17 protein-coding genes are annotated in these 21,621 nt (G+C 32.6%); 9 read left to right on the forward strand and 8 right to left on the reverse strand.

Annotated elements, in window-relative coordinates; genetic code table 11:
* Positions 1 to 3 precede the first annotated feature (3 nt).
* Positions 4 to 804 (reverse strand): polysaccharide biosynthesis/export family protein, encoded by an 801-nt coding sequence (locus tag HNV10_RS06285; RefSeq protein ID WP_173300470.1) that lies wholly within the window; start codon positions 802 to 804, stop codon positions 4 to 6.
* A 99-nt stretch (positions 805 to 903) separates the two neighbouring features.
* Between HNV10_RS06285 and HNV10_RS06290 the strand changes: the two genes are divergently transcribed.
* The 7 genes from HNV10_RS06290 (at position 904) to HNV10_RS06320 (ending at position 9,982) form a co-directional block, all read left to right on the forward strand.
* Entirely contained in the window at positions 904 to 2,766 is a 1,863-nt protein-coding gene (locus tag HNV10_RS06290; protein WP_173300471.1) for an ABC-F family ATP-binding cassette domain-containing protein, read from the forward strand.
* Positions 2,767 to 2,778: 12 nt separating this feature from the next.
* The gene (locus tag HNV10_RS06295; protein WP_317166887.1) at positions 2,779 to 3,537 is read left to right on the forward strand and encodes an O-methyltransferase; all 759 of its coding nucleotides are present in this window, start codon (positions 2,779 to 2,781) and stop codon (positions 3,535 to 3,537) included.
* Between the two features lie 87 nt (positions 3,538 to 3,624).
* Positions 3,625 to 4,314: an ABC transporter ATP-binding protein gene (locus HNV10_RS06300; protein WP_173300473.1), complete on the forward strand. Its 690-nt coding sequence runs from the start codon at positions 3,625 to 3,627 to the stop codon at positions 4,312 to 4,314.
* Between the two features lie 97 nt (positions 4,315 to 4,411).
* Positions 4,412 to 4,987: a cob(I)yrinic acid a,c-diamide adenosyltransferase gene (locus tag HNV10_RS06305; RefSeq protein ID WP_173300474.1), complete on the forward strand. Its 576-nt coding sequence runs from the start codon at positions 4,412 to 4,414 to the stop codon at positions 4,985 to 4,987.
* Between the two features lie 245 nt (positions 4,988 to 5,232).
* On the forward strand, positions 5,233 to 5,454 hold the full coding sequence (locus HNV10_RS06310; protein ID WP_008272287.1) for a DUF2795 domain-containing protein: 222 nt from the start codon (positions 5,233 to 5,235) through the stop codon (positions 5,452 to 5,454).
* 238 nt (positions 5,455 to 5,692) lie between these two features.
* On the forward strand, positions 5,693 to 9,046 hold the full coding sequence (gene secA, locus HNV10_RS06315) for a preprotein translocase subunit SecA (RefSeq protein ID WP_173300475.1): 3,354 nt from the start codon (positions 5,693 to 5,695) through the stop codon (positions 9,044 to 9,046).
* Positions 9,047 to 9,439: 393 nt separating this feature from the next.
* Entirely contained in the window at positions 9,440 to 9,982 is a 543-nt protein-coding gene (locus tag HNV10_RS06320) for a hypothetical protein (protein WP_173300476.1), read from the forward strand.
* 51 nt (positions 9,983 to 10,033) lie between these two features.
* On the opposite strand, the gene HNV10_RS06325 is transcribed toward HNV10_RS06320, so the two are convergent.
* Positions 10,034 to 10,339, reverse strand: a complete 306-nt coding sequence (locus HNV10_RS06325) for a winged helix-turn-helix transcriptional regulator (RefSeq protein ID WP_173300477.1) — start codon at positions 10,337 to 10,339, stop codon at positions 10,034 to 10,036.
* Between the two features lie 123 nt (positions 10,340 to 10,462).
* On the opposite strand from HNV10_RS06325, the gene HNV10_RS06330 reads away from it, so the two are divergent.
* Positions 10,463 to 10,975 carry a lactoylglutathione lyase family protein gene (locus HNV10_RS06330; protein WP_173300478.1) on the forward strand — a complete coding sequence of 171 codons (513 nt, stop codon included), beginning with the start codon at positions 10,463 to 10,465 and terminating at the stop codon, positions 10,973 to 10,975.
* A gap of 272 nt (positions 10,976 to 11,247) precedes the next feature.
* On the opposite strand, the gene HNV10_RS06335 is transcribed toward HNV10_RS06330, so the two are convergent.
* From HNV10_RS06335 to bshC, 6 genes are all read right to left on the reverse strand, one after another.
* The gene (locus tag HNV10_RS06335; RefSeq protein WP_173300479.1) at positions 11,248 to 11,478 is read right to left on the reverse strand and encodes a DUF3820 family protein; all 231 of its coding nucleotides are present in this window, start codon (positions 11,476 to 11,478) and stop codon (positions 11,248 to 11,250) included.
* Between the two features lie 66 nt (positions 11,479 to 11,544).
* Positions 11,545 to 12,084 carry a DUF922 domain-containing protein gene (locus HNV10_RS06340; protein ID WP_173300480.1) on the reverse strand — a complete coding sequence of 180 codons (540 nt, stop codon included), beginning with the start codon at positions 12,082 to 12,084 and terminating at the stop codon, positions 11,545 to 11,547.
* Between the two features lie 145 nt (positions 12,085 to 12,229).
* A complete protein-coding gene (locus HNV10_RS06345) occupies positions 12,230 to 14,146 on the reverse strand; it encodes a LysM peptidoglycan-binding domain-containing protein (protein ID WP_173300481.1) in 1,917 nt (638 codons plus the stop codon).
* Positions 14,147 to 14,259: 113 nt separating this feature from the next.
* Entirely contained in the window at positions 14,260 to 15,795 is a 1,536-nt protein-coding gene (gene guaA / locus HNV10_RS06350) for a glutamine-hydrolyzing GMP synthase (protein WP_173300482.1), read from the reverse strand.
* 152 nt (positions 15,796 to 15,947) lie between these two features.
* Positions 15,948 to 17,318: a pyridoxal phosphate-dependent decarboxylase family protein gene (locus HNV10_RS06355; protein WP_173300483.1), complete on the reverse strand. Its 1,371-nt coding sequence runs from the start codon at positions 17,316 to 17,318 to the stop codon at positions 15,948 to 15,950.
* Positions 17,319 to 17,321: 3 nt separating this feature from the next.
* Positions 17,322 to 18,920, reverse strand: a complete 1,599-nt coding sequence (gene bshC, locus HNV10_RS06360) for a bacillithiol biosynthesis cysteine-adding enzyme BshC (RefSeq protein ID WP_173300484.1) — start codon at positions 18,918 to 18,920, stop codon at positions 17,322 to 17,324.
* A 117-nt stretch (positions 18,921 to 19,037) separates the two neighbouring features.
* On the opposite strand from bshC, the gene HNV10_RS06365 reads away from it, so the two are divergent.
* Entirely contained in the window at positions 19,038 to 21,518 is a 2,481-nt protein-coding gene (locus HNV10_RS06365; protein ID WP_173300485.1) for a M14 metallopeptidase family protein, read from the forward strand.
* The last annotated feature ends 103 nt before the right edge of the window (positions 21,519 to 21,621 follow it).

Below are 21,621 nucleotides of genomic sequence, written 5' to 3' on the forward strand. Positions count from 1 at the left end.
CTATTATAATCTTGAAAAAAGTAAAACTGTAGTTGATAATAAAGACACTATTGTTGCTATAGTAGTTAGACTTGAAACTGCCGTCTCTCCAGTTCCTATTGATTTTTGTTTTAAAGGTTCTACATAGATAATATCATTTGGTTGAATAAAATAATAGGGAGATTGCATTACTTTAACATCTGTTAAATCTATGGTATGAATTTTTTGCCCTTGAGGATATTGACGTATAATCTTCACCTCTTTTTTATTACCAGTTACGGGTATTTCTCCTACATTAGCAATGGCCTCAAAGATATTTACACGCTCTTTGTAAAGCACTACACTACCTGGACTGCCAACTTCTCCGTTCGCTGTATAGCGCAAACCAGCTAATTTAACAGTAACAAATATATTAGCAGTTGCCTTAAACTGCTCATCGAGTAATTTCTTTTCAATTATCTTTTCAATTTCTTCTGTAGTATAACCTAAAACATTTAAATAGCCTAAAGTTGGTATTCTAATATTTCCATGCACATCAACAGTAAACCCATCAAAGTAAGCACGTTCTGCACTAGTTGCATTAAGAACATCTTCGCCACTAGGATTTAAAATAGCAACCGTTTCTTGATCTATTGCCTTAACTTTTATATTAAGGATATCATGTATTTGTATTCTGTATGGTTTCTGAATTTCACTTAAATTATACGGAATTGTATCATTAGTAGAATTACCTTTATTCTGTAAATAAATTGTGTCTTTGTGAGGAATACATGAGGAAACAATAACACAAACTAATAAAATGATTAAAAGCTTTATACGCTTCATATAAACAATGGATCTTTAAAGACAAATATAATGTATCAATAGTAATAACAAAACAATTACTTTTGTTTTTGGTTTTATTCCATTTTAAAAAAATTAAGTTTGAATTATCTCAACGTAGAAAACATATCAAAATCGTTTGGAGAGTTAGTGCTCTTTAAAGATTTATCATTTAGTATCCACAAAGATCAGAAAATCGCTTTTGTAGCTAAAAACGGCAGTGGTAAAACGTCTATATTAAACATTTTAGCAGGCAAAGATGCACCAGACAACGGTCAAATTGTTGTGAGAAAAGGACTTAGATTGGCTTTTCTGGATCAAGAGCCAGATTTAGACCCAAATCTTACACTCGATGAAACAATATTTGCTTCAGAGATTCCAATTCTTAAAGTTATTGAAGCTTATGAGCATGCATTAAAAAACCCAGAAGACACAGAAGCTTACCAAAAAGCTTTTGAAGCTATGGATAGAAATAATGCCTGGGAATTTGAAACACAATACCAACAAACCCTATCTCAACTTAAACTTGATGATTTAACTCTGAAAGTAAAAACATTGTCTGGAGGACAAAAAAAACGACTAGCATTAGCGCAAGCCCTTTTAAGCAAACCAGATATTTTAATCCTAGATGAGCCAACTAACCATTTAGATTTAGAAATGATTGAATGGCTAGAAGATTATTTTGCTAAAACACAGCAAACCTTGTTTATGGTAACGCACGATCGCTATTTTTTAGAACGGGTTTGTAACGAAATTATAGAATTAGATGAAGGTCAGCTTTATACTTACAAAGGTAATTACTCTTATTATTTAGAAAAAAGAGAAGCTAGAATAGAAAATGAAGTAACCGAAGTTGGTAAAGCAAAACAACTCTTTAAAAAAGAATTAGAATGGATGCGTCGCCAACCCAAAGCACGTACCACGAAATCTAAAAGTAGAATAGATGATTTTTCTGAAATAAAATCTAAAGCACACAAACGTCGTAATGACCACCAAGTGCAATTAGAAATTAATATGGAACGATTGGGCAGTAAAATTATAGAGTTTCATAATGTATCAAAATCATTTAAAGACAAAACCATTTTAGATGGTTTTGAATATACTTTTAAAAAAGGAGAACGCATCGGTATTATAGGTAAAAACGGAACAGGAAAATCTACCTTCTTAAACCTCCTAACTCAAACTATGCAGCCAGATAGTGGTAAAGTTGTTGTCGGAGAAACCGTAAAAATCGGATATTATACACAAGGTGGAATTAAAGCTAAACCAAACCAAAAGGTCATAGACGTAATTAAAGAATTTGGAGACTATATTCCATTATCAAAAGGTAGACAAATTAGTGCCCAACAGTTATTAGAACGATTTTTGTTTAACAGAAAAAAACAATGGGACTTTGTAGAAAAACTTAGTGGTGGTGAGCAAAAACGATTGTATTTATGTACTGTTTTAATTCAGAATCCTAATGTTTTAATTTTAGATGAGCCTACTAACGATTTAGATATTGTAACCTTAAATGTCTTAGAAGATTTCTTGATGGATTTCCCTGGTGTTTTGCTAGTTGTATCCCACGATCGTTATTTTATGGATAAAATAGTAGATCATATGTTTGTATTTAGAGGCGATGGTGAAGTTGAAGATTTTCCTGGAAATTATTCAGATTTTAGAGCTTATGATATTAGTCAACCAAAGCAAATAGATCAATCTGAAAAAACAGACAACACAAAGTCTATTAAGAAAAATGAAGCTAATAAACTAGATTATAACGAACAGAAAGAATATAAAAATCTAGAATCTAAAATTAGAGCTTTAGAGTTAGACAAAACAGCCTTAGAAGAAAAATTTAATAATCCTGAATTGTCACAAGAAGACATAAAAAAATTATCAGACAAACTACAAGTAATAATGGATTCAATTGAAGAAAAAGAAATGCGTTGGTTTGAGTTATCTGAGAAATTAGAAGACTAAATGTATCAGGTTTTGGCCTACATAAAATTTCTATTAAGTGCCACTAATCAACATGGTGTCCACTCTCCTTTTGTCTATAATTTTGTAACTAAATGTTTATACGATAAAAAAAAGTATACTGCATACAAAACATTAAATAATTACCGTAAAATCCTTAAAAATTCAAAAATTGAACTAGAAATAACCGATTTAGGTGAAGGTTCAAAAGTATTGAATTCAACGCAACGAAAAGTTAGCGATATGGTAAAAGCATCAAGCAGCTCAAAAAAAGAATCCAAATTATTATTTAGATTATCACAATATTTCAATTTTAATACCATTTTAGAGCTTGGTACCTCTTTAGGAATGGGAACTTATGCGTTAGCATTAGCAAACCAGTCTTCAGTAATTACAACTATTGAAGGCTGCCCAAACACGTCAGCTTTTGCAAAATCTAAATTAGATGATTTAGACATCAAAAATATTCATTTTAAAGTAGGTAGTTTCGCTGAACGTATTCAAAAATTAAAAGATGAAAATTATGATTTCATTTACTTTGATGGGCATCATAACAAAAATGCAACTATTCAATATTTCGAAGCCTTTTTACCTAAAATTCATAATGATACCGTTTTTTTATTCGATGATATTTATTGGTCTAAAGGCATGACTGAAGCTTGGGAATATATTAAAAACCACGAGTCGGTTAAAGTCACCGTAGATTGTTTTCATTTAGGCATTGTATTTTTTAGAAGAGAACAAGCAAAAGAACATTTTAAAATTAGATTGTAACATCCTTATAACTTTGACGTCTTATTAACAAATTACTGCAAAAACTAGTATCTTGCAGAACAGTTAAGCAACTAAGAGCATTTAATTATGAGTGACAACGTCATTGAAATTAGAAATATCATCAGAGATTTTAAATTAGGACAAGAAATTGTTCATGTTTTAAAAGGTATCGATTTAGATATAAAACGTGGTGAATATGTTGCCATTATGGGACCATCTGGCTCAGGTAAATCTACACTTATGAATTTATTAGGCTGCTTAGACACACCAACAGCAGGTTCTTATAATTTAAACGGAAACGACGTTAGCCAAATGACTGATGATGAGTTAGCAGATATTAGAAACACAGAAATTGGTTTCGTTTTTCAAACCTTTAACCTATTGCCAAGAACAACAGCTTTAGATAATGTTGCATTACCCATGGTTTATGCTGGAGCTTCTAAAAAAGATAGGGAAGAACGCGCTACTGAGGTTTTAACTGATGTTGGACTTGCTGACCGAATGGACCACAAACCCAATCAACTTTCTGGTGGACAAAGACAACGTGTAGCTGTTGGTAGAGCTTTAGTAAATAAGCCTTCAATTATTTTAGCAGATGAGCCTACAGGTAACTTAGACTCTAAAACAGGTACAGAAATTATGGCATTATTCGACCAAATTCATGCCAACGGAAACACCGTAATTATGGTAACACACGAAGAAGATATTGCTGCACACGCTAAACGTGTTATACGTTTACGCGATGGTATAATTGAGAGTGATACTTTTAACGCTTAGGTGTTGGCACTTAATTATTAAATGTTGGTGTATGATTATTAATTCTTAATATTCAAAAACTTTTCAGCATACAACTTAAACTCTTAACTTTGTTTACATGAAAGTATATACAAAAACAGGAGACAAAGGCACAACCGCACTATTTGGTGGCACACGCGTTCCTAAGCATCATATAAGAATAGAAAGTTACGGTACTATAGACGAGCTAAATTCGCACATAGGTCTAATTAGAGATCAAGACATTAATCAATTGTATAAAAATACATTAATGCATATTCAAGATCGTTTATTCACTGTTGGTGCCATCTTAGCAACTGACCCAGAAAAAGCTGAATTAAAAAATGGAAAATCACGCTTAAATATTCCGAAGATATCTAACCAAGACATTGAGAAATTAGAAAAGGAAATGGATTCTATGGAAGACAGTCTTCCACCTATGACGCATTTTGTTTTACCTGGAGGTCATCAAACTGTGTCATTCTGTCACATTGCTCGCACAGTATGCCGTAGAGCAGAGCGTTTGGCGTCTCATCTTAATGAAATAGAACCTTTTCAACCCGAAACTTTAATGTATATCAATAGACTATCTGACTACCTTTTTGTATTGGCACGGAAATTGTCTTATGATTTAAAGGCTGAAGAGATAAAGTGGATTCCTCAAAAAAATTCATAAACCTAAAGCCTTTAGACCTTAAATAATGCAATATTTAGGTCTAAATAAGTTGAATATTATACGTTCTTACTATTAATGATTAAACATTTATAAATGAATTTTGATTAATTAAAGATTCACAAAAATAAATGTTCAGCGAGACGAATAAATTAAAATATTTATCCTAAAAGCTAATTAATTTAATTTTTCCTTGAATTATTCAACTAAAAAATTATTTTTGCAAAAATTAAATTATACACGCTATTATGTATTGGACATTAGAATTAGCATCTTATTTAAGTGATGCGCCTTGGCCAGCAACCAAAGATGAGCTTATTGACTACGCAATTAGAACAGGAGCGCCATTGGAAGTTGTTGAAAATTTACAAGCAATTGAAGACGAAGGAGATTCTTACGACTCTATTGAAGAAATTTGGCCAGATTACCCAACTGATGAAGATTACCTCTGGAATGAGGATGAATATTAACATATAAAATTATCACAAAAAAGTCTCTTACGTTTCTATAACTAAGAGACTTTTTTTATTTTCGGATGCTTTTTTATTCTGAAAAAAAACTAAATCAGTAACTCAATTTTTATAACCATTAATTATCCATTTGAAGGGATTTTATACGTTTATTAAATTAAATACTGAATTACAAAATAAAACTAACGGAATCAAAATCAATGATTGAAACCATTCAATCTATTACAAAATATAAAATATGACCTTTTTAGATAAAGTACTTAAAGTTTTTCTTGGCGATAAATCGCAAAAAGACGTTGGTACAATGAAACCAATTGTCGATAAAATTAAAACTTTCGAAAAAGCCTTAGAAGCTTTATCTCACGACGAACTCAGAGCAAAAACAATAGAGTTTAAAGCCATTATAGAAGAAGCAAGAAAACCTCTTCAAACTAAAAAAGATGACCTTTTAACAAAAGCTCAGGATACAGAAGACATTGACGAAAGAGAAGATATATATCTAGAAGTTGATAAAATTGATGATGAAATTTACGAGGTAACTGAAGGTGTTTTAAATGATATTCTTCCAGAAGCTTTTGCTGTTGTAAAAGAAACAGCTAAGCGTTTTGTACACAATACGAAGATTCCTGTAACGGCAAATGCATTTGATAGAGAAATTTCTGGTGAAAACGATTATGTAACTCTAGAAGGTGATCAAGCAATATGGGCAAATTCTTGGGATGCTGCAGGTAAACCAATTACTTGGGACATGATTCACTATGATGTACAATTAATTGGTGGTATTGCCATGCACCAAGGTAAAATTGCAGAAATGCAAACGGGTGAAGGTAAAACGTTAGTAGCAACGCTTCCTGTGTATTTAAATGCGCTAGCAGGTAAGGGTGTGCACCTGGTAACCGTTAATGATTACCTAGCAAAACGAGATAGTGCTTGGATGGCTCCAATTTTTCAGTTTCATGGTATGAGTATTGATTGTATTGATTACCATACACCAAATTCTGACGCACGTCGTAAAGCTTACAATGCAGATATTACATACGGAACAAATAACGAATTTGGCTTTGATTATTTACGTGATAACATGGCGCATTCGCCAGACGATTTAGTGCAACGTCCTCACCATTATGCAATTGTAGATGAGGTCGATTCTGTATTAGTAGATGATGCACGTACACCTTTAATTATTTCTGGTCCAGTACCTCGAGGAGATGAGCACGAGTTTGATGCCTTAAAACCAAAAGTGCAGCAGATAGAAGATGTACAACGCAAGTATTTAGTTGGTGTTTTAGCTGAAGCAAAAAAGTTGATTTTAGCAGGCGACACTAAAGAAGGTGGTTTTCAATTATTAAGGGCTTACAGAGGTATTCCAAAAAACAAAGCCTTAATTAAGTTTTTATCTGAAGAAGGTGTTAAGCAATTACTTCAAAAAACAGAAAACTTCTACATGCAAGATAACAATAGAGAAATGCCTAAAGTAGACGCAGAACTCTATTATGTTATTGATGAAAAAAATAATCAAGTAGAATTAACTGATAAAGGTGTAGATTTCCTTTCGGGTGAAGATGACCCAAATTTCTTTGTAATGCCAGAAATGGGAACTGAAATTGCCAAAATTGAATCTAAAGGTTTATCATCTGAAGAAGAAGCCAACTTAAAAGAAGATTTATTTAGAGATTTTGGTGTTAAATCAGAACGTATACACACACTTAACCAATTATTAAAAGCATACGCCTTATTTGAAAAAGACAATCAATATGTTGTAATGGACAACAAGGTTATGATTGTAGATGAGCAAACAGGTCGTATTATGGATGGTCGTCGTTACAGTGATGGATTACACCAAGCCATTGAAGCAAAAGAAAACGTAAAAGTAGAAGCAGCAACCCAAACATTTGCAACAGTTACTCTTCAAAATTATTTTAGAATGTACCGTAAACTGTCTGGTATGACAGGTACTGCGGTAACTGAAGCTGGTGAACTTTGGGAAATCTATAAATTAGATGTTGTAGAAATCCCAACAAACAGACCAATTGCTAGAGATGATAGAGACGATTTAGTGTACAAAACTAAACGTGAAAAATATAATGCCGTTATCGATGAAGTGGTAAGTCTATCTAATGCAGGTCGTCCAGTACTTATTGGTACAACAAACGTTGAGATTTCCGAGTTATTAGGAAAAATGCTAAGCATACGTAAAATACCACATAACGTGTTAAATGCTAAACAACATAAAAAAGAAGCAGACATTGTTGCACAAGCTGGTAATGCTGGCCAAGTAACTATTGCAACTAACATGGCTGGTCGTGGTACAGATATTAAATTAAGTGACGAAGTAAAAGCTGCTGGTGGTTTAGCCATTGTTGGTACTGAGCGTCACGATTCTCGTCGTGTAGATAGACAATTACGTGGTAGAGCTGGTCGTCAAGGAGACCCAGGAAGTTCGCAGTTCTACGTATCTTTAGAAGATAATCTGATGCGTCTTTTTGGCTCTGAACGTATTGCCAAAATGATGGACAGAATGGGCTTAAAAGAAGGCGAAGTAATTCAGCATTCTATGATTTCTAAATCTATTGAGCGTGCACAGAAAAAAGTAGAAGAAAATAACTTTGGTGTACGTAAACGATTATTAGAATATGATGATGTAATGAATGCACAACGTGAAGTAGTTTACAAACGTCGTCGTAATGCCTTACATGGAGAACGATTAAGAGTTGATTTAGCCAACATGATTTATGATACCTCAGAAGGTATTGCAAATAATAACAAAGATGCTAACGATTTTAAAAACTTTGAGTTTGAATTGATTCGTTATTTCTCAATGGCATCGCCTATTTCTGAAGCAGAATTCGGAAAAATGGGAGCCCAAGAAATTGCAGGTGTAATTTATAAAGCAGCTTTTAAGCATTACAGAGAAAAAATGCAACGCGCTGCAGATTTAGCATTTCCAGTAATTGAAAATGTATATAATACACAACGCGATAAGTTTAAGCGTATCGTTGTACCATTTACAGATGGTGTAAAGAATTTACAAGTCGTTACCGATTTACAAAAAGCATACGAAACCAAAGGAACACAGTTAATCAATGATTTTGAAAAAAACATTACACTCGCTATTGTAGATGATGCTTGGAAAGTACATTTACGTAAAATGGATGAATTAAAACAATCTGTTCAATTAGCTGTACACGAGCAAAAAGACCCATTATTAATATACAAGTTTGAATCTTTTGAGTTGTTTAAAGCAATGATTGACCAAGTGAATAAAGATGTGATTTCATTCTTATTTAAAGGTGAAATTCCGCAAGAAACAGCAGATACCATTCAAGAAGCTAAAAAACGAAAAGAGGAAAAATTACAAACTCAAAAAGAAGAGATTCAAAATTTAGACGAACGTGCTTCTCAGAGTAGACAAGTGGGTGAAGGCGCTTCTCGTCAACAACAAGTTGTAGAAACTATTGTTAGAGACCAACCAAAAATTGGGCGTAATGATAAAGTAACGATTAAACATGTAATGAGCGGTGAAGCAAAAGAAGTAAAATACAAACAAGCTATACCATTAATCGCTAAAGGCGAATGGGTTTTGGTTGAATAAAACTCATAATGGCATTTTAATCTAGGTTAAGAAACTAAATACTAATAATCCTGATGTTATTGCATCAGGATTTTTTTGTTAAAAACTTAAGAACATTGCGCCTCAGAACAAAGAATGTCCCACTCCTTTGTCTAAATCTCTAATAACCAACATAACACACTTATTTACAGCAAAATATACGTAGAACTACGTATTGACTTCTGTTTTTATTTTATATAATTTTATAGTCTAGAGATAGTAAATATTAAAAATATGCCGTTTTATTAACCCTAATCATTTGATAAATGAATTAAATCCTAATGTCACAGTTAGGATTTTTTTTGCAATTGTTTAATTAAATATATTAAAAGAAAATATTTTAATACTTTAAAGATTGATATTCAAAATTTTGAAATGAAACATTACATAAAACTATTTCTCTTATCTATATGTCTATACGACTGCAATTACCACAAAACCCAAACACCAGAAAACCCAAACATAGAAAATCAAATTATCTGTTCCAAAACAGAATGCAAAGGTACTTATGTTGGTAAAGAGTTTATTAATGGTAAAGATATTGCGCATCAATTCTCTAACCAAATGTCTGCAGCCGTTGGTGACCAATTAAAAGCCCTCTATAAATCTGGTGATTACAGTAAAGTAGATTTTAAAAATATTACAATGACTACGGAAGGTATGGGCTCTGGTGAGGTTACATATTCTTTATCTATTCCTTTTACAGCCGTAAAGACCAAGTATAACGCTTATACCTCTTTTGATCATGTTGGTGGATGGAACCATGCACCTGCCCTTTCTCAACGCAAAGCACAATTAGAACATCTTCTTTTATCTGGTGAACATCTAGACATAAGTAAATTAAAAACCACAGCAGAGGGTTTACAAGAATATTGGATACAGTGGAAACATAAAACTATTCAGGTTGAATGTGAATAATTCTATATGTTAAAAATAGACCTCAACAGAACCAATTAAATCACTAATAGTTTAATTTTTACAATCTTCTAAACCCCATTTATCAAGGCTTCTTAAAATACCTTCTAAGGATTTGCCTCGTTTAGTGAGCTTGTATTCTACTTTTGGTGGTACTACAGGATAAACTATCCTAGAAATAAGTCCATCTTTTTCTAATTCTCTAACGGTTTGTGTAAACATCTTATTAGATATTTCTGGTACCTTTTTCTGTAATACACCAGAGCGCGAAGCACCTTCTAACAAATGAAAAAGCACTAATGGTTTCCATTTTGTACCAATTAAGGTCATTGTATAGTTTAATGGACAATTAATTTTCATAATTACAAACACATAATATATTGACAATCAACAATTAACTATTTTAGTATACTATAATACTTTTTGGTAAGTTATTGCCGTATTGACAAATATAAATTAATTTTGAAACCTAAAATAAAATCTATGGAAACAAATAAAAATTATCCAAAATCATTTTCTCATATTGGTATTACTGTACCAGATATTAAGGCTGCTGTAAAATTCTATTCAGACGTTATGGGTTGGTATATAATAATGGAACCTTCAACTGTAAAAAAAGAGGCAGATACTGCAATTGGTATTATGTGTATTGATGTTTTTGGAGAGGATTGGGAAAGTTTTGAGATTGCACACATGTCTACTTCAGATGGTATTGGAATTGAATTATTTTCTTTTCCAAATGGTGTAAAAGAAGCACCAGAATTCAATCCGTTTAACACAGGCTTATTTCATTTCTGTATTCAAGATCCAGATATTGAAGCATTAGTTGATAAAATTGTTGCCTTAGGAGGCAAACAGAGAATGCCTATACGAGAATACTATCCTAATGATAAACCGTATAAAATGTGTTATGTTGAAGACCCTTTTGGAATTGTGTTTGAAGTCTACACACACAGCTACGAATTAACGTATTCATCTGGTGCATATGCTAAATAAATAGAAAAAATCCTGATACGTTGTATCAGGATTTTTTTTTTGAAAATTAGTTTGGGGATTAATTTTCAATATTTACTTTATTGATTAATGTTTCTTTTTAGAGATCCACAAGGGGTTTACTTTATGTTTCATTAATCTAAGGATTGTTATGACCTCCTTTACTATTAAGACACCATTACTTTAAAAAAGTCACATTGTTAGACCTAAAATGAACCTGTATATGTAGTTATCAATATTTCACAAAGCAATAGAATATAGTAAAATAAAAAATGTTATTGCTTTGCAAAATCACGTCTAATAGTTCTAAGCATATCTTCTAAACCATTAACTTTTATTTCAAACATTTGCTTCATCATGCTACCAAGTTTTCCTTTCGGAAATCCTTTTTGTTGAAACCAAACATAATAGGCTTCCGGAAGATCAACTAAGTATTGATCCTTATATTTACCAAATGGCATTTTATAATGCGCCAATTCAATAAGTAATTGACCATCTAATTCCATAATATTATCAATTTAAAGATATTTAAAACGCGCAAAAAGGTTTGAAATAAAACTGAACTACCACAATTAAAGTGCTTTAAACTCTTCTAGTCTGTTAAGTTCTTTTTCTATGTAATTAGACCATTTTCGTTGCTCAACCGCATTAATGGAGTGCGTTGTTTCTAGGTCGTATTTTTTTTGAGCTTCGTTAAGTTCTGCATTAATATCTCCATGCAGCTTATTCAATTGCTTTTTAATATTTTGATTAACCTGCAACTTCGCTATTTGCGCTCTAAACTTACGTGCATAAAGTTCTGTGATATCAAAATGTAATTGCTCATGAGCTAAAATATGAACATCACTACTTGCTTTTACATACCAAGATTTATTGGGATAAAAATGAGACTCTACGAGTGTTGAAAACTCGGTAATTCGTTTGCCTGAAGTTTGTACAGAATACCCAAAGGTAATACCAGATGCTGTTAAGGCAACTGCATCAGACTCTTTATCTGGACTTGCTTTAAAATCTGACCAAGTAAGTTTCTTTGTCGCATCCCAAATTATTGTTTCTTCGTTAGATTCACTTCCAATAAATAAGACAAACAGACATATTAGTATATTTTTCAAGGGACAAAATGGATTAAACTGGTTGGCATACTACATTAGGATAGCATGCCTTTCAAAATAACGTCAATTAAATGAAAGTATTCTTATTTTTCGTTAAAGGACAAAAAATTAAGTTGAGTTAAATTTCTAACTCACTAATCTTCGATTAATTAGCTTTTACAACTCTTAAATCATCGAATTTTACGACGTAAAAAGCTTGATTAACATAACCTCCAAAGAAATCTGTGGTATATCTAAACTTGTTTTCTATGTATTCTGTCTCTACAGTATCTCCAGAAGCTTCATATAAATTCTCTGCAGAAGCTAAACGCATCAATAGATCTAAAGTAATATCAAAACCACGAGCAACATATTTACTAGGTGATACACCATATGCTTTTCGATATGCCTTTACAAAACCATTATTTTTAGATTCATCATAATCCTTATATACAGAAGCATAATGAAATTTAAGATTAGATAGATTTATATTATCAATGTTCTTACCTTCAAAAGCTTTACCCTTTTTTAATGTTGTTAAAATTATTTCGGTTTTAGAATCAATGAATCCATTAAGCATACTAATAACACTAGACGCAAAAGAATCGTTATTGGTTTCTAAAAACACATATGTTTTTCCTGCCGAAAAGATATTCTCTAATTCTGTGTGATATATAAAGTAAGCATCTTTAGTTTTATTTTTTTTATCTAATCTTGAAAGTATTAACTTAGAACCAGGAAATTCTTTTTGCAATGACTCACTCGATAATTTATTAGCACGATCAGAAATAATCACTACACTCTTTTTTAAACTATCTGCCTTTACAAAGTCTATCATAGTTTTACGCAATAATTTATCTTCTGGCAAGGTTTGAAAAACATTGCTATACACTTGTTTTGGTTTATTCATTGCCGCAATAACAGGAATACGATCTGCCTTTAAAGCTGAAGCTACACGATCAAAACTTTGCTCTTCCATTGGACCGATAACAGCATCATAATCTGAGAAGTCATTCTCAGCTAATAGTTTTGAAGTGATTGCTGCATGATAACGTGTATCAAAAACCTTTAAATCTGTTGAGATACCTAAATGTTTTGCAGAATCTAATGCCATTAAAACACCAACGTGAAAATCTAAAACAATAGATAATAACTTATTGTTTTTAATACGGTCTTTAGCTTCTTCTACAGAATCTACATCAATTTTATGCAATTGATAAGGCATCATCAACGCAATTTTCTTCGTTTTAAAATTAGTAAGATTACGTCTTAAATTAGTGATTTTAACATCTACTATTTCTGCTGAAGTTATATCTTTAGTTGAGCTATCTGGTACTTTTAATACCATACCTGCTTTTAAACCTGTAGCTTTTAATTCAGGATTTAATTGCTCTAATTGCTCCTGGCTTAAATTCAACTTACCTTTTAAACCGTAAAATGTTTCTTTAGGTAACACTTCATAATACCCAAAAGAAGCTTCTATTGCTTTTTCTTCTTGATCTTTAATATTTGGTACATTAAGAATATCTCCTGGCTGAATAACAGAATTCATGTTAGGATTTAATGCCTCTAATTCTGCAACCGAGACACCAAATTTATAGGCAATTCTCCATTTGCCTTCTTTTGGCTGTACCGTGTATTTTTTTACTGTGTTATTTAAAGTACGCTTAGAGGTTATGGTTCTAAATTGTGGAATTTTAATTTTATCACCTTTTTTAAGGTTCTCAGAATACAAATGTCGATTGGCTTTTTTAAGCTCCTCCTCAGAAATACCATACTTTTTAGTTAAACTATAGATGGTTTCTTTCCGCTTAACTTTATGAGTTTTGTAGCCTGTAAGCTCACGTTTATTTTCTATTAAAGGTTCATTCTTAATTTTAGAATTAGGAATAATTAATACTGTATTAGGTTGAATTTTTTTCTTAGCATCAGGATTTAAAGCATAAATATCAAAAGGTGTGACCAAATATTTTTTTGCAATAGTTTGAATTGTTTCACCAGATTGCACTTTATGTTCTATGTAATTTTGTGCACTTAAACCAATAGTAAAAGCAATTAACAAGGTGGCTAAAAAATTTCTCATGTATTCTATTTTACTTTAAATTCTGAAAACTGTACTTAGCCTTCAATCAGAGACTGGTTAATTTTGTAACCAAAAACCGAAAATTGACTTTGCTTTATAATCAGTAAACTTTATTATTCCCACTCAATAGTAGCTGGTGGTTTTGAGCTAATATCATATACTACTCTATTTACACCTTTTACTTTATTTATAATTTCGTTTGAGGTTTTTTGCAAAAACTCATACGGTAAATTTACCCAATCTGCTGTCATTCCGTCTGTACTTTCTACAGCTCTCAAAGCTACACATTTTTCGTAAGTACGCTCGTCTCCCATTACTCCTACACTATTCACTGGTAACAACATAGCGCCTGCTTGCCAAACTTTATCGTACAAATTCCAAGAACGAAGGTTATTTATAAAAATAGCATCTACCTCTTGTAATATACGTACTTTCTCTTCAGTTAGATCTCCTAAAATTCTAATAGCTAAACCAGGACCAGGAAATGGATGACGACCTAACAATTGACTATCCATATTCATAGATGCACCTACGCGCCTTACTTCATCTTTAAACAAAGCTCTTAGTGGTTCAACCACCTTTAACTTCATATAATCTGGTAATCCACCAACATTATGATGACTCTTTATCGTAGCACTTGGTCCACCTGTTGCCGAAACACTTTCTATAACATCAGGATAAATAGTGCCTTGCGCTAACCATTTTACATCTTGTATAAGATGTGCCTCATCATCAAAAACCTCAATAAACGCATTGCCAATAGCCTTCCTTTTCTTCTCTGGATCACTCAATCCTTTTAAAGCATCCAAAAAGCGTGCCGAAGCATCTACACCTTTAACGTTTAATCCCATGCCTTCGTATTGATGCAATACATCTTCGAATTCATTTTTACGTAAAAGACCGTTATTTACAAAAATACAATAAAGGTTTTTTCCTATGGCTTTATGCAATAGCATCGCAGCCACTGAAGAATCTACACCTCCAGACAAACCAAGAACAACCTTATCTTCACCTAGTTTTTCTTTTAAATCTTCAACGGTTTCTTCAACAAATGCATTTGGTGTCCAATCTTGTTCAACGTTTGCAATCTTAACTAAGAAGTTTTGAAGTAATTGATGTCCATCTGTTGTATGATAAACTTCTGGATGAAACTGAATAGCATACGTTTGTTCGCCCTCAATTTTATAAGCTGCATTTTTAACATCACTTGTACTGGCTAACAAAACACCATTTTTTGGTAATTGTTTAATTGTATCACTATGACTCATCCAGACTTGGCTGCCTTCGTGAATATTTTCAAAGAAATCTTCGTCAGTTTTAATATAAGCTAAATTGGCTCTACCATACTCTCTGGTATTAGATTCAGCGACTTCACCACCCGAAAAATGAGCCAAATACTGCGCACCATAACAAACGGCAAGCATCGGTTTTTTTCCTCTAATACCGTCTAATTCTGGATGAAGAACATCTTCTCCTCTTACAGAATTTGGACTACCAGATAAAATAACAGCCATAAAGCTATCTGAATCTGAAGGAATTTTATTGAATGGGTGAATTTCGCAATAGATGTTTAATTCTCTAACGCGACGCGCAATAAGCTGTGTGTATTGCGATCCGAAATCTAAAATTAGGACTTTGTTGTGTTGCATGCGCAAAAATAAGGATTGATTTGCGAACTACGATTTACGATTTAATTTTTTTTTAGATTAAGTTTTTAACATAATATCAGCATACTTGTTATTAAATTAATTCCTTTAAAATTTGAAATAATTTATAAAATTAACACATCTATAGTTTTGATTTAAACCATAGTTTCTAAAATCAACTTAATATCCTTTTCTGTGGTATCTGGATTGATAAAACAGAAACGAGAACAGGTTTCATAAGTATCACCGTTTTTCCACTTAGTTGGTGTGACTAATGCAAATCCTTTATCGTGATTTTCGTACGTCCAATGTGTATAATCTTCTGGCTCCCAACCTATTCTTCTATATAATACACAAGATAAACTTGGCTCTCTAACCAATTCTAAATCTGGATGCGCTTCTATTAAACGACCTGCAATTTGTGCTAATTCTAAACCACGTTCTACAGCTTCTTTATAACGGTCTGTGCCATGAGTTGCCAATGAAAACCACAATGGTAAACCTCTTACTCTTCGTGTTAGTTGAATTTGATAATCTGTTGGATTAAATCCGTGTGCACCTTCGTCTTTAAAAATTTCTAAATAAGACCCTTGTTGTGAATGGGCATTTTTTGCCAATTCCATATTCTTATAAATAACAGCACCACAATCGTATGGCGAAAACATCCATTTATGTGGATCAATAGTTATACTATCTGCTTTTTCTATACCTTTAAATAAATGACGAACAGAATCTGCAACCAAAGCACCTCCACCATAAGCGGCATCTACGTGAAACCATAAATTCTCAGCTTCGCAAACCTCTGCAATGCTATCTAAATTATCAATAATACCTGCATTTGTGGTTCCACCTGTAGCAACAACAGCAAATAAACATTTACGCTGATGTTCTGTTAAAGTAGCAATAGTCTCCTTTAGGGCATCACCTGTTAAATGCTCTTCAGAGTCTACCAAAAGTATATCTACATCTGCTACTTTAGCCATAGATTTTATAGAAGAATGCGCACCTAAGGAGGTTATTATTAAACCTTTTTCTCTTTTAAATTCTGGGTTTTCTCGCCAATGCTCTCTTGCAGTTACTATCGCTGATAAGTTTGCTGCTGTGCCTCCACTGGTAAAAACACCAAAAGCACCTTCTGGTAATCCTGTTAAAGACACAATCCATTTCATAGCTTCGTTTTCACAAAAAATACCACCTGCACCTTCCATCCAATAAGCACCATGAATACTAGATGCCGACGTTATTAAATCGAACATAATGGCAGCCTTAGTTGGTGACGCTGGCACAAAAGCTAAATTTCTAGGATGATCAACTGGTACATTTGTTTTTGCTAAATGTTCTTTCCACAGATTAAAAGCATATTCACCTCCAACACCTTTTGGTGTTACAGTTTCTCCTACTATGGCTTTTAATTCTTCTGCTTTTTTGGGTTTACCTATTTGATGCTCGGTAGCAGAAACTCTGCCGATAACATATTTCATGACATCTAATGTCATTTCAATTAACTCAATATCAATATGATGCATTGATTATTTTAAATTTAATATTAGAAATTCACCTTTTAAAGGTTCTAAGGCTTTTAATAATTCAGGAATTAATTGGTCTCCAAACTCTAAATATAATTCCGAAAAATTAGTATTTCGTTCTTGTAAACTTTGATTAGGAAACAGCTGCTCTTGTAATTCTGTACAACGGCTAATTTGGTCTGCTAATTTTCGCTTTTGTGCTTGTAGTAATCGTTTTTCAAGATTTTTTAAGCCTTTTAATTGTTTTACTTCTTGCGCTTTTACTGCACCAATAAATGATTTATCGGTTTGTTCAGCTAAATCATAAAGGGATTTAAACTGAGATTCTAAATGCGCTATTTGGTCTGAAAAGTCAATATCCATATTCGATATTTTTCTAACTTTTTTATTAATAAACGCGTGTCTGTCTAAAAATAAATCTTTGTCAGAGATATTTAATTTTTCAAGTTTCTCCGCTTGTTTGGTTGTTTTTATTAAGGCTGAATTTCTTAATAACAACATAGGAAATGTGACGTTTTGCGCTTCAAAATTAGATTTTAATTGTAACCAATAAATCATTTCTCCGCCTCCACCAATGTAACAGAGATTTGGTAAAATTACTTCTTGGTATAATGGTCGCATAATTACGTTAGGCGAAAAACATTCTGGTGCTTCATCTAAATGTTTTAGAAGTTCAGTTTCATTCCATTGGATTTCTGAATCTAAAACCGAATAGGCACCATCACTTTCCACAATACGTTCGCGCAAGCCATCTTTTATATAGAATAAATTTATTTCTCTTGGATTAACTTGAATTTTTAAATCTAATTCTTCTAATTTTTTATTGGTTTCAGATACGGTTTTAAATGCCGTTTGCTCTAGCATTTCTTTTCTCATCTGCGGAATAAACAGACGTTTCAATTCTCTATCGTCAGCATCTACAATTACTAAGCCATGTTCGCCAAACAATTCATTCGCCAAATAACGTGTGGCATCAGCTAAATTATTATGTTTTAAATAGCCTTCCTTAAACCATGTTTTTAATTGTTTTGCATGTCTACCTTCTCCGAATTCTAAAGAAATAATGTCGAAAACATCGTCTAAGCCCTCAGTATTAAAATGACCAACAGCACCTGTTTGGGTAGAATTCCACTGTATCTTTTTTCCTTTAAAGTTAAAGTAATTGATTTCTTCAAAATCGTGGTCTTCTGATGCCATCCAATAGATAGGCACAAAATTATAATTTGGATATTCGGCCTTTAACTGCATGGTTAAATTTATAGTTGAAACAATTTTGAACAGAAAATACAATGGTCCAGTAAACAAATTTAATTGATGACCAGTTGTAATGGTGAAGGTGTTTTCTTGCTGTAGACTTTCAATATTTTCAGACGTCAAATTTGAAGTCTTTATATCTTTATATTGTTGTTTTAATGTTTCAACTAAAACAGTTCTCGTTTCACGTTTAAATGATATAGACTTTTCATGTATCTGAGCTTCAAAATTTTCAAGCTTAGGAAAACGATGATAAAAGTCTTTTAATTCTGGTTTTTCAGCGAGATAATCGCATATAAAATCTGAAAAATAATTGGTTTCCTTAAATGGAATACAGTCAGTTGGCATAGGTTAATCTTAATTTCGGCATAAATATAAGGCTCTTCAATTTTTTATCTGCTAATTTTTAGTTAATTCAGTTGCGCTAACTATCTTTACTAGCTTACAACCTTAATTTTAAATTAAATGCAAAAATTAGTCTTCGTTTTATTGGTCGTTTTAGGCAGTCTATCCTTAGCAGCATCGCAAACCATTCCCTCTCCTAATGACGTTTTAGGTTACGATATTGGCACACAATTTAGTAGAAATCATCAGGTTATTGATTATTTTAAAACTGTTGAAACTGCTATTCCTAAGCAAGTAAAATTGGTGAACTACGGAAAAACCAATGAACGTAGAAACATGTATTTAGCTTTTGTTACAAGTGAAGCTAACATGGGAAATCTGGAAACTATTAGAGAAAATAATTTAAAAAACGCAGGTTTATTAGATGGCGAACCAACTGCAACAGATACTGCAATTGTTTGGTTGAGTTATAATGTGCATGGTAACGAAGCATCGAGTTCTGAAGCTGCAATGCTAACACTTTATAAATTACTAACGGAAGAACAAGATTTATTAAAAAATACGGTTGTAATTATGGACCCAAGTGTAAATCCGGATGGTAGAGACCGTTACATTAATTGGTATAATGAAACCAAAAGCGAACCTTACGATGTGGACAAACAAGCCAGTGAGCACAACGAACCTTGGCCAGGTGGACGACCAAATCATTACCTTTTTGATTTAAATAGAGATTGGGTTTGGGCAACACAAGTTGAAACGCAACAACGTTTAGAAGTTTATAATACTTGGATGCCACATGTGCATGTCGATTTTCATGAACAAGGCATTAACGAACCGTATTATTTTGCGCCTGCTGCAGAACCGTTTCATGAGGTAATTTCTGATTGGCAACGCGATTTCCAAACGCAAATTGGTCAGAATCATGCTAAATATTTTGATGCAGAAGGTTGGCTATTTTTTACAAGAGAACGTTTTGATTTATTGTACCCAAGTTATGGTGATACCTATCCAACGTTTATGGGTGCCATGGGAATGACTTACGAACAAGGTGGACATGGTATGGCAGGTTTAGGCATTTTAAACGATGAAGGTCATGTTTTAACTTTGGTAGAACGCTTAACGCATCATACCACCACAGGAATTTCTACGGTAGAAATGGCTTCAAAAAATGCCAAGCAATTGAATATTGAGTTTGGTAAATTTTTCAATAATGCCAATCTAAAATATAAGAGCTACGTATTAAAAGGGAATGAAGACAAAATTAATAGCTTAAAAACACTGTTAAATAAACATCAAATTTCATTTGAAAATGCAACGAGTTCTAAGGTTTCTGGTTACAATTATGCTACAGGAAATCAAGGTAGTTTTAATGTAGATGCTAATGCTTTGGTGGTACATTCTAACCAACCGAAAGGAAAAATGGTAAAGGTTTTGTTTGAGCCCAACACATTGCTTTCCGACTCATTAACCTACGATATTACAGCGTGGTCATTACCTTATGCTTATGGTTTAGATGCTATTGCTACAACATCTAAAGTGAGCAGTAACAAAATGGCGAGTAAAAAAGCGCTTCAGGTTTTAAATGATGCTTACGGCTATGTTAGCAAATGGAATTCCATGGAAGATGCGCAATTTTTAGCCGCATTATTAAAGCACAATTTCAAAGTTCGCTTCACAGAAAAACCATTTTCTTCTAACAATAAAACCTTTGGTCGTGGTTCTTTAATTATCACTAAAGGCGACAATAAACATATTGAAAAAATGGTATCAAAACTGAATACCATTGCACAAGAACATGCACAGCCTTTAACAGAAATCACTTCTGGATTCTCTCAAAAAACACCAGATATTGGCTCGCCAGATATTAAATTAGTGAACCAACAAAAAATTGCTATGCTTTCTGGTGATGGTACATCATCTTTAAGTTATGGTGAGATTTGGCATTTCTTTGAGCAACAATTGCACTATCCAGTAACTTCTATAAACACAGATGATTTAAGTAAAACCAACCTGAATAAGTACAATGTTTTAGTTATACCAAATGGTTATTATGGCAAAGTATTAACTAGCGATAATATGACCAAATTAAAAGAATGGGTAAGTTCTGGTGGAAAAGTAATTGCTATTGATGGTGCATTAAGAAGCTTTGCAGGTAAAGATGGATTTAGTTTAAGTTATAAAGATTCTGACGATGATGCAGACGACGACAACTTAACACCTTACGCCAATCGCGAACGCGAATACAGTAACCACTTAATTACAGGTGCCATTTTTAATACTAAAGTAGATGCTACGCATCCTATGGCTTTTGGTTATGATGATAATTATTTTACATTAAAATTAGGTAGTTCTGCATACAATTTATTAGACAGTGGCTATAATGTGGCTTACTTAAATGACACCAAAGTATTTTCTGGATTTGCAGGTCAAAATGCTGTAAAAAACTTAGACCAAACTTTGGTTTTTGGTGAGGAAACTATGGGAAGCGGTAGTTTTATTTACATGGTAGATAACCCTCTTTTTAGAAGCTTTTGGGAAAACGGTAAATTGTTTTTTGTGAATTCTTTATTCTTTGTGAATAACAATGCTTACGAGTTGTAAATACTATTTAAAACATTAATTAAAATTAAAGAATAACTTCAGTTATTAGATAATAGGTAAATTGAATTTTTATTTAAACATTATAAAACTTACTCAAATTTAA

The organism is Winogradskyella litoriviva (assembly GCF_013249065.1).
Lineage (GTDB): Bacteria > Bacteroidota > Bacteroidia > Flavobacteriales > Flavobacteriaceae > Winogradskyella > Winogradskyella litoriviva.

Bases quoted from the DNA above. Each gene is read 5' to 3' on its own strand.
- HNV10_RS06300 (WP_173300473.1), top strand. From the start codon at position 3,625: ATGAGTGACAACGTCATTGAAATTAGAAATATCATCAGAGATTTTAAA.
- HNV10_RS06335 (WP_173300479.1), bottom strand. From the start codon at position 11,478: ATGGAATTAGATGGTCAATTACTTATTGAATTGGCGCATTATAAAATG.
- HNV10_RS06345 (WP_173300481.1), bottom strand. From the start codon at position 14,146: ATGAGAAATTTTTTAGCCACCTTGTTAATTGCTTTTACTATTGGTTTA.
- HNV10_RS06365 (WP_173300485.1), top strand. From the start codon at position 19,038: ATGCAAAAATTAGTCTTCGTTTTATTGGTCGTTTTAGGCAGTCTATCC.
- HNV10_RS06305 (WP_173300474.1), top strand. From the start codon at position 4,412: ATGAAAGTATATACAAAAACAGGAGACAAAGGCACAACCGCACTATTT.
- HNV10_RS06320 (WP_173300476.1), top strand. From the start codon at position 9,440: ATGAAACATTACATAAAACTATTTCTCTTATCTATATGTCTATACGAC.
- HNV10_RS06310 (WP_008272287.1), top strand. From the start codon at position 5,233: ATGTATTGGACATTAGAATTAGCATCTTATTTAAGTGATGCGCCTTGG.
- HNV10_RS06325 (WP_173300477.1), bottom strand. From the start codon at position 10,339: ATGAAAATTAATTGTCCATTAAACTATACAATGACCTTAATTGGTACA.
- HNV10_RS06330 (WP_173300478.1), top strand. From the start codon at position 10,463: ATGGAAACAAATAAAAATTATCCAAAATCATTTTCTCATATTGGTATT.
- guaA (WP_173300482.1), bottom strand. From the start codon at position 15,795: ATGCAACACAACAAAGTCCTAATTTTAGATTTCGGATCGCAATACACA.
- bshC (WP_173300484.1), bottom strand. From the start codon at position 18,920: ATGCCAACTGACTGTATTCCATTTAAGGAAACCAATTATTTTTCAGAT.
- HNV10_RS06355 (WP_173300483.1), bottom strand. From the start codon at position 17,318: ATGCATCATATTGATATTGAGTTAATTGAAATGACATTAGATGTCATG.
- HNV10_RS06285 (WP_173300470.1), bottom strand. From the start codon at position 804: ATGAAGCGTATAAAGCTTTTAATCATTTTATTAGTTTGTGTTATTGTT.
- secA (WP_173300475.1), top strand. From the start codon at position 5,693: ATGACCTTTTTAGATAAAGTACTTAAAGTTTTTCTTGGCGATAAATCG.